The sequence below is a fragment of the Type-D symbiont of Plautia stali genome (assembly GCF_001485335.1).
Classification (GTDB): Bacteria; Pseudomonadota; Gammaproteobacteria; order Enterobacterales; family Enterobacteriaceae; genus Pantoea; species Pantoea vagans_C.
Map to the genome: position 1 here is coordinate 1 of NZ_BBOC01000138.1, position 8,124 is coordinate 8,124.

At 39.9% G+C, this 8,124-nt stretch carries 6 protein-coding genes and 1 pseudogene; 3 read left to right on the top strand and 4 right to left on the bottom strand.

All coding sequences use genetic code 11. The features are described 5' to 3' along the window. Nucleotides 1-7 precede the first annotated feature (7 nt). From PSSD_RS27630 to PSSD_RS26260, 3 genes are read right to left on the bottom strand one after another with little or no spacing between them, the layout of a single operon-like run. A complete protein-coding gene (locus PSSD_RS27630) occupies nt 8-613 on the bottom strand; it encodes a hypothetical protein (RefSeq protein ID WP_153011507.1) in 606 nt (201 codons plus the stop codon). After that, a complete protein-coding gene (locus PSSD_RS24815) occupies nt 603-2,603 on the bottom strand; it encodes an AAA family ATPase (protein WP_058974083.1) in 2,001 nt (666 codons plus the stop codon). Before PSSD_RS24815 ends, PSSD_RS27630 begins: the two co-directional genes overlap by 11 nt. 3 nt (nt 2,604-2,606) lie before the next feature. Further along, nucleotides 2,607-3,947, bottom strand: a complete 1,341-nt coding sequence (locus PSSD_RS26260; RefSeq protein ID WP_082672364.1) for a DNA methyltransferase — start codon at nt 3,945-3,947, stop codon at nt 2,607-2,609. 374 nt (nt 3,948-4,321) lie between these two features. Here PSSD_RS26260 and PSSD_RS26975 point away from each other — a divergent pair. Beyond that, nucleotides 4,322-4,690, top strand: a pseudogene (locus PSSD_RS26975) (integrase core domain-containing protein); the annotation flags it as partial. 30 nt (nt 4,691-4,720) lie between these two features. Then, a protein-coding gene (locus tag PSSD_RS24835) for an IS3 family transposase (protein WP_439654619.1) occupies nt 4,721-5,829 on the top strand; the annotation gives its coding sequence in 2 pieces (ribosomal slippage) (nt 4,721-4,982 and nt 4,982-5,829; 1,110 coding nt in all). Nucleotides 5,830-6,045: 216 nt separating this feature from the next. Here the strand turns inward: PSSD_RS24835 and PSSD_RS24840 are convergent. Next, nucleotides 6,046-6,918 carry a phosphorothioated DNA-binding restriction endonuclease gene (locus PSSD_RS24840; protein ID WP_058974088.1) on the bottom strand — a complete coding sequence of 291 codons (873 nt, stop codon included), beginning with the start codon at nt 6,916-6,918 and terminating at the stop codon, nt 6,046-6,048. Between the two features lie 190 nt (nt 6,919-7,108). Here PSSD_RS24840 and PSSD_RS24845 point away from each other — a divergent pair, with 190 nt between their 5' ends. Then, nucleotides 7,109-8,047, top strand: a complete 939-nt coding sequence (locus PSSD_RS24845) for a COG2958 family protein (RefSeq protein ID WP_058974089.1) — start codon at nt 7,109-7,111, stop codon at nt 8,045-8,047. Nucleotides 8,048-8,124: the final 77 nt, after the last annotated feature.

An 8,124-nucleotide genomic window follows, 5' to 3' on the forward strand; every position in this document is an offset into this window, starting at 1 on the left:
CATTCAATTATCCTTCTGTTCTCATTACACGAGCTGATAACCAAATTACAGCAGGTGATAGAAGATCCTTGTTATTTTTACCTATCATCTCTGAAATTACTTTATACTCATCATAGATTAAATCAATATTGTCAGTGTCATCTAACAATGAAGCAGATTGTGATAAAGAACTATGAAGAGATACTCCCGGTGAATGTTTAATCGCATTTCTTATTGCCCCGGATGGTATGTTCAAACCACATTTTAACGCGGTTGAAATTAAATCTCGTCGATTTGATAGTGCAGTGTTGTAAGAAAAATTATCAAGTTCTTCTTTTATTATTTCATCACTAGGCTGAAATAATCCATCATCATCACTAAAAATAAATCCTTTTTTAGAGATGAGATTTATAGCGTTTTGAAGATCGTTTGAGAAAGGGAATCCATATTTTGTGACTGTATAATTATAACCCCAGTTACTAATGGAGTCACCTCTAAACAGTGATAGAACGCAAGATAGGTAAGAAAAAAGATGATACTCAACAAATGAGATAGGCTTCATCGATTGTGGAATTTCATCCATAATTATAAGTGAATCAAAATATGCTTTAGGTTCAATCCGATCAATGTGCAATTTTCATCTCCTCATTGATTTCTTGGTAAGCACGAATGAAAAGGTCCTCTTCACTTTTTTGCACTTCAGTAAGATTGGTCCATTCAGTCATCTTAATAATCTGCATTCCATTTTCTTTTTGTAATTTAGCAAGCCTCAAGACTAAATACGAACTTCTCAAATTTGCGGTCATAATGATATTGTTATTTTGTTTTGCATACTTAGAAAACATAGATCCTGCTCTTGCCTCATATGCAATATCAAGTGAACCTTCAGGAGTATCTATTAACAATGTAGCAGGTCCGTTACACATGAATTCGGTAATAGCCATCCTTAAAGCTATGTCAATGAAGAACCTTTGGCTTTCTGACAATTTATCTGATGTTGTCCTTAACTTATTATTTAAATGCAATACTAAACTAAAACCTGATTTTTGAGATTTATGATGAATTAGTTCAACATCCACTGGCATACCAATGAACTCCTGAGCTAATTCTCTAAATCTTATTATAAAAGTTTCAGCATAGGTCGAATAGTTGATTTTAAGCTCTTTTTCGAATGCTCTAAGTTGCTCTCTAATAATGTCCCGTTTTTTGTAGTGTGAAGAACTAACAGTGTTTAATTTCTCAACCTGTAATTTAAGAGATTGTAACTGTTCTGACACGAAGTCACGATTTGGTGAGTTAAAAGAGATAATTGTATTTCTATTATCGTTATCATAGCTTTCGAGTTCATTCCTGGCTGCGATAAGATTATTTTCTGCAATCCCAAGTTCAGATTGCGTTCTATCAATCTGTTGATAAACCAATTCCAACTCTTCTTTTATTTTTATTCTTTCAATGTCGATTGTCTTTATTTCTTCTAATGCTGTTTGATCCTCTTTACTATGAGAGTCTATTGGGTTGAGACAAAGAGGACATTGATTCTTAGAAATTAAAGCTTCAAGCCTTGAAGAAATACTATCATCAGGGGTGCTACATAAAGCGCATTTATTATCAGAAATACTCAATTTAATAATAGGGTGATGTTCTAAATGACTCATGCTTGATAGCCGTGAAGAAAAAGCTTTCCTATATTCCATTTCCAAAGAAGAAAATTTTGCATTCAATTCAGAGCATTTTACTTCGAAATCTTTCTTTTCAACTAACTTATGTTCGACTCTTTTCTCAGCATATTGAAAATTTTCAACTAATTTGTCATGTTTTAATTTCACTTCAGAAATAGTAAGATCGTCCTTCGCAGGGTTACCATTAAGTATGTTGTCTAAATCTTTGATTTGTCTCTTTATCTGCGTTGCTGCGAACTTAGCGTTCCTGCCTCTTGAGCCTTCTTTATCCATTTCATTTTGCAGTTTATCCGCTTCCACGGCAACTGAAGGATCTGTTCCGAAAGCTATATATAAAGCATTTGTGAGGACCTCTTTATCCCATAATAAAAGATTTCTCGATTCGTCGAAAACAGAAATGAAATGGAATAAAAAAATATATTGATTAAAATCTTTTAACCCTGTTATTTCTGTGATTTTTTTTTGGTATATTTCATCAAGAGAGTTAGGGGTATATTTTTTTAAATCGTAAGAAGTAAGAGATTTAGTTTCTAAATTTTCAATTGAAAGAAATGATGGTTTACCATTAGAAAAGAAATGGCGAGAAATTTCGATTCTGTAGTTTCCGCATTCTAACAAAACCGTAACTTTTGATGTGTCTCGTAATTTCTCACTTATTCTCCCATTGAAATAATCAGCAGTTCTGGTTTCCTTCGTTGAATCTCGCGAATACTCTTGAGTTGAAGAAAATGCTTTTTCATTTGAAGGGAGAGGAATAGCTCCAGTGACACAATAGGTAATGGAATTTAGAAAAGTGGATTTGCCTAATCCGTTAGCGCCTATTAAACAATAGACATTCTTTTCAACATTGGTAACCACATTTGGATTGTTAGTATATAAATCAAAATCATGAAATTTGACTTCTTTGATTACAGGCAACCTAATTTTATTACTTTTAATATCCATATATCACCTTATTTTTCTGAAAACTAAGCAGTGTTCGGATAATTCAAATTTCCCACCATGCTGAGAACTACTACGCATTGAACGAATTTCCCCTCTATCTTGTAAGACAAAACCAACTGGGGATACGATTTCTTCAAGGATTTTTGCTACATCAATATGTATTCCGGCATATTGGCTATCGCCAACCGCAATAATAACATGATGTTCAATAGGTAATATTCGTTTGAACTCATTGAAAATCGATAAGAGATCTTCAAAGTAATAAAATATCATCTCAGGAATATTTTTATTCCAGAGATTACTTCTTACCTTGCTTAATTTTCCATAAATCTTTTGCAAGGTTTCTGATTGTAAAGAATCATTATCTTGACTACTCCATTTCGCTTGCACGTGAGATCTTAAGGTGTCATTTCTTAAAGTTCTATTATCATTGCTACTTTTAAGATAGTCTAACATCCATAATTCAATATTGTAAACATCAGTATAATCAAACGAGTTAGGGTAGGGAGGTGAAAATATAACGACATCTGCATAGTCTATTTTTTTTAACAGCTTTCTAGTGTCGCCAGTATAAATTTTATGAACAGTATTGCTATTATTATCGTGAAATCGTTCTATATCATCTAAAGCATTAATTACTGCTTTATTCAAAGATGTAATTATGTCATAACCTGTTTTGACTTTTAAGTTCCAATTACTTCTATACCGCCTACCTTTTCCATTAACTATAGCATTGCTGTTTTCTACTAATACTGAACCTAATAGTACTTTTAACAACTTTGCCTCATTATCAGGCATTGAGGCAGAACTCCTCAAAATAGCTCGTATAGTAGAATAAGTGTTTTTATAAAAAATAAATCTTCCATTAATTCCCGGCTCAGTAAATGAGATAGGCATTCCTGGACTTAATTTAAAATCATCATCAATAATCTTGAGATTATCAATTAAGTTTTTATAGTTTTTGAAGAAGAGAGTTGGTGATACATATGTTAATTTTGAAGAAATCAGATCTGAAAGAAAGGGATTTACTTCAGTGCCAATTGAGTTTATACCCATCATATTACATGTTATAGCAGTAGTCCCACTTCCCATAAAGGGATCAAGACAGTAGTTTACTTTGTAAGGCAATGAAGATAGTGTGTCAGCAACAAATTTAGGTGAAAATGCTTCTTTAAAACGAAACCATCGCTGAAAAGGAAGATTTAAAGTTCCTTGATTGGATGATGTAGGACAATCTTCATTATAATTAGAAAACCACTGGTTAAATCTGTCATATTGAGCCTCTGAAATGATTTTTGTGGAATTTAGTAATGTGTTACTTAGCTCAGTGTCCCAAAATGACATGTATTATTACTCTTTAAAAAATTTCTATAATTTTATCATAGCTAAGGGCTATGAGCAAGTTGACTTTCTGAATTTTATTTTTTAACCTATTGATCGATAGAGGTTTAATAGCATCGAAGTTAATTAAATAATTTACAAATATTAGTTGATGAATTTTTTGATGATCCTAAATATTTTTTCATTCGCTAAGACTCATAACATTGGGGCATTATTGGGGGCAGGTCACAAATTGAAATGAAAAAAAGTATATGCAGAACATGAGACTAGATAGAAGGTTTGAATCCTGTAGGGCATCTTTTCTAGTCTTTATTATTCAAATTCCAAGCTTAACCTTTATTTCGGTACAGCTACTCTCCAATGTCATCTATAGGTAACCTGCGACGATAAGAACCGATCAGGACCCGGAATTTACCTGCCGCGCGCTGGATCAATGGGCCTTTGAACATCGTGTTGATTTGCGCTTAATCCAGCCGGGCAAGCCAACTCAGAACGGATTTATTGGGAGTTTCAACGGTCGCTTTCGGGATAAATATCTGAATGAACACTGGTTCAGCGATGTTCTTTATGCCCGGCAAATCATTAATGCCTGGCGGCAGGATTATAACGAGTTCAGACCTCATTAATTGCTGAATTACCAGACGCCATCTGAATTTGTTGCAGGCTGGCGAAACGGGAAACATGAAGAAAAATCAATGACCCTGACCCGAAATCCTGCTCCATTCAGAAACAGAATTCCGGCATGATATTCACTTCCCTGAGCGGAGGTTGTGCCGATGAAAAAGTCACGATTCACCGAAGAGCAGATTGTCTTTGCCCTGAAGCAGGCTGAACTGGGTACGCCCGTACCGGAAGTCTGCCGCAAGCTGGGCATTTCCGATGCCACGTTCTACACCTGGCGCAAAAAGTACGGCGGGATTTCGCCTTCAGAACTGAAGCATATGCGGCAGCTCGAGGAGGAAAACCTACGCCTGAAGAAGCTGGTTGTCGATCTGAGCCTCGACAAGGCCATGCTGCAGGACGTTCTGGCAAAAAAGAGCTGACGCTGGCACGCCTGCGCGAGTGGGTCAGGGACTTGCAGACCCGCTACGGCGCCAGTGAAAGACAGGTTTGTTTCGCGCTTAAGATCAGCCGCAGCTCTTACCGTTACCGCTCCGTTGCGGCTGACGACAGCGCGCTGCGGCTGCGCATCAGGGAGATAACCGAAACCCGCGTCCACTATGGCTACCACAGGGTTCACGTCATGCTGAAACGGGAAGGCTGGCGCGATAATCACAAGCGTATTTACCGGCTTTACCGCGAGCAGGGATTATCGCTGCGGCTAAAACGCCCCCGCCGCAATAAATCTGCGCTGAAACGTCAGCCCCAGCCGCAGGGGCTGTATCCCAATCACGTATGGGGGATGGATTTTGTCTCCGATGCGCTGTTTGACGGTCGGCGGCTTCGCCTGCTGACGGTAATCGATCTTTACACGCGCGAATGTCTGGGGATCTGCGTAGGCCAGAACCTGCGCTCTTCAGAAGTGGCTGAGATGCTGAATATCATCGCGTTGAGACGTCCGTTACCGCAGCTCCTGAAAACAGATAATGGCTCTGAATTTGCGGGAAAAATGCTGGATAAGTGGGTGTACGAACGTGATATCCGGATTGATTTCTCACGGCCAGGTACGCCCACGGATAATACCACGGTGGAATCATTTAACGGCAGGCTGCGGCAGGAATGCCTGAATGAAAACTGGTTTATGTCGATGGAGGATGCCCGGTGCAAAATCGAGGCCTGGCGCATACACTATAACCAGAGTCGTCCCCATTCTGCGCTGGGCTGGATGACTCCATCCGAATTCGCCGAAAAATCTGCCGGTTGCCAGAATAAGCAACCAGCCTGAAGCCGGTTATTCCTGATTATGCCTGGATCATATTCGGGGTCAGGGTCATCAACCGACATTACTAACTGAAGTTTGTATTTAATACTGGGGGCAGGTTAATCCTAAGAGTCTGGTACGAAGAATTTTTGTTCAAGTATGAATTTAAAAAGCTATCTAGAGGAGAGACTTTTAAAGAGCTGTTTTGGTTAGGGGGTTAGGGAAGATTTATGCAAAAGCTCAATTCTTAAACACTTGGCTCTGGTGCCATTCAACAAACTGCTCTGCAGGCCAAAAAACTTTGTCCTGAGGTAAAAAGAGTTTTTGTCCATCTCTCTGCCAAAATAGCTGATCAACAACTGGGCTTCGGTTTACTCCTCCGGAAATTCGGATGGTCATGTGTTCATCTATTCCTATCGCTCCCATATCAAAAGCTGAATGGTGCAGGGAGCACAGAGCTAGTCCATTATTCACTTCGCACGGCCCGCCATATTGCTTCCAGCGAATATGTGCCGCTTCCAGTCCTACAAGTGCGCCATCCAGTCGCAAGTCGTAGCCGCAGATAGCGCAACGTGAGTGATAGGCCCGTAGAACAATCTCCCTAAAACGCGGATCGCGTGCTTTCATCAGCCTGGTAAAATCAAATCCAAGACGGTCTGCGATAAGTACCTGAAGGCTTTCTGGGAAACGCTCAGACATGATCTGAAGCGCCAGTTTATTGATCATTTCTGGTGCTTCCCGAAGGATCTGGAAGCTGCTTTCGTCAAAACCACCCGAAACATGATTCTCAATCAGCTCACGTTTTGTTGGTTGGATATTGCCCTTGCGTGGTTTGCATCCTTCCGTATTTTCCAATGACCAGAATCCGTCGTTTCTCAAACGCCAAAAAGGCATATTTGGATAGTAGTCACGACGCTTAGGGCCGAAGTCAGCCAGCAATTTTATCAGCGGTTCGTGGATCTCTTGTCCGTAATCGAAGAGTCGGGAATGACCTTTCAGGTATTGAGATAGAACATAAAGCAACAGCAGGGGTTTATGCGGCGCACACTGATCGTCCTTGCGCCAGATAGCCACATTTGAAATTGCCGTTTGCAACGCTTTACGTGAGATCATAGCCGAAGGTTAAGAGGTTCAAGTTGTTGCGATCATGCTCGCAAAGAAAATGTAATTCAATGATTGCCCATTAAAAATAGAGAGGTGAATACCGAGCATGGTTCTTCAGCTTAGTGAATGTATACTGTGGCGATGACAGGAGTTACTCAATAAAACATCAGCGTTGCAGGTGCTGATGAGGAATAAAGGCATGTTAAAAACCAGTCGTCCCCAAATGATTATCAACGTGTTGCAAGCTAATCCCGGCGAGCAGTTCACTGCTCGCCAGCTGGCGCAAAAAATCATCGAAATTTATAAAGATGAGTTGTCTGAAAAACGCAAAAATACGCGCTTCGCCAGTGATGAGGACTTTCTGGATCAAATCACTGCGGAAGTCGGGGGAAGCCGAACAGTGAAAGCTAAAGCTATGTGCCCGCAAGTGATGACAAGGGATAAGCCTAGGCCGAGATTATACTACTGGGGCGAGGATCTTGTTGAGACGAATCAAATAATGCCACTTTCTGACATGACGCCAGTACCTTCATTACAAACAATAAGTTTTACTGAACATGCGCTTTATCCGTTACTTATTGAGTATCTGTCGGAAGAAGAAGAGTTACTTTGTCGCCGTATCGATGAAAAGCGTTCGAGCAATAACAAAGGGCTGGGAGCAAATCATTGGCTTTATCCCGATATTGTTGCGCTGCAGCCTCTGGATAAAGGCTGGGATACAGTTGTACAAAACTGCGTTCGCCATAGCGAGGGCCGTTTGACCCGGTTATGGTCTTTTGAAGTAAAACGCCAGCTTAATCGAAGTAACGTGCGTGAGTGTTTCTTTCAAGCAGTGAGTAATTCAAGCTGGGCGCATTTTGGTTATCTCGTTGCTACAGAGATTAATGAAGATAAGCAGCGTGGAGTGGAACGGGAACTACAGATGCTTTGCGCGCTGCATGGTATTGGTGTGATCCTGCTGAACCCACAAGATCCGGGGAACAGCCAGACGCTCATCCCAGCACGTGAACGTACCAGTATCGACTGGCAATCAGTTAACCGATTGGTAGAAGAGAACTTTGATTTTAAGGAGTTTATCGATCTTGTGGCTGAGTATCACCAAACAGGTAAAGTGCATAGAACTTTGTGGAATAAATAAACTAAATTGACCAGAAATCTAATAGCGACCCCAAATTTGCGAGATCGCTATTAGGTTTGAACTTCATGAATTGTAGA

Excerpts from the sequence above, each read along its gene's own strand:
- PSSD_RS24815 (WP_058974083.1), bottom strand. The coding sequence starts at position 2,603 with ATGGATATTAAAAGTAATAAAATTAGGTTGCCTGTAATCAAAGAAGTC.
- PSSD_RS24845 (WP_058974089.1), top strand. The coding sequence starts at position 7,109 with ATGTTAAAAACCAGTCGTCCCCAAATGATTATCAACGTGTTGCAAGCT.
- PSSD_RS24840 (WP_058974088.1), bottom strand. The coding sequence starts at position 6,918 with ATGATCTCACGTAAAGCGTTGCAAACGGCAATTTCAAATGTGGCTATC.
- PSSD_RS26260 (WP_082672364.1), bottom strand. The coding sequence starts at position 3,947 with ATGTCATTTTGGGACACTGAGCTAAGTAACACATTACTAAATTCCACA.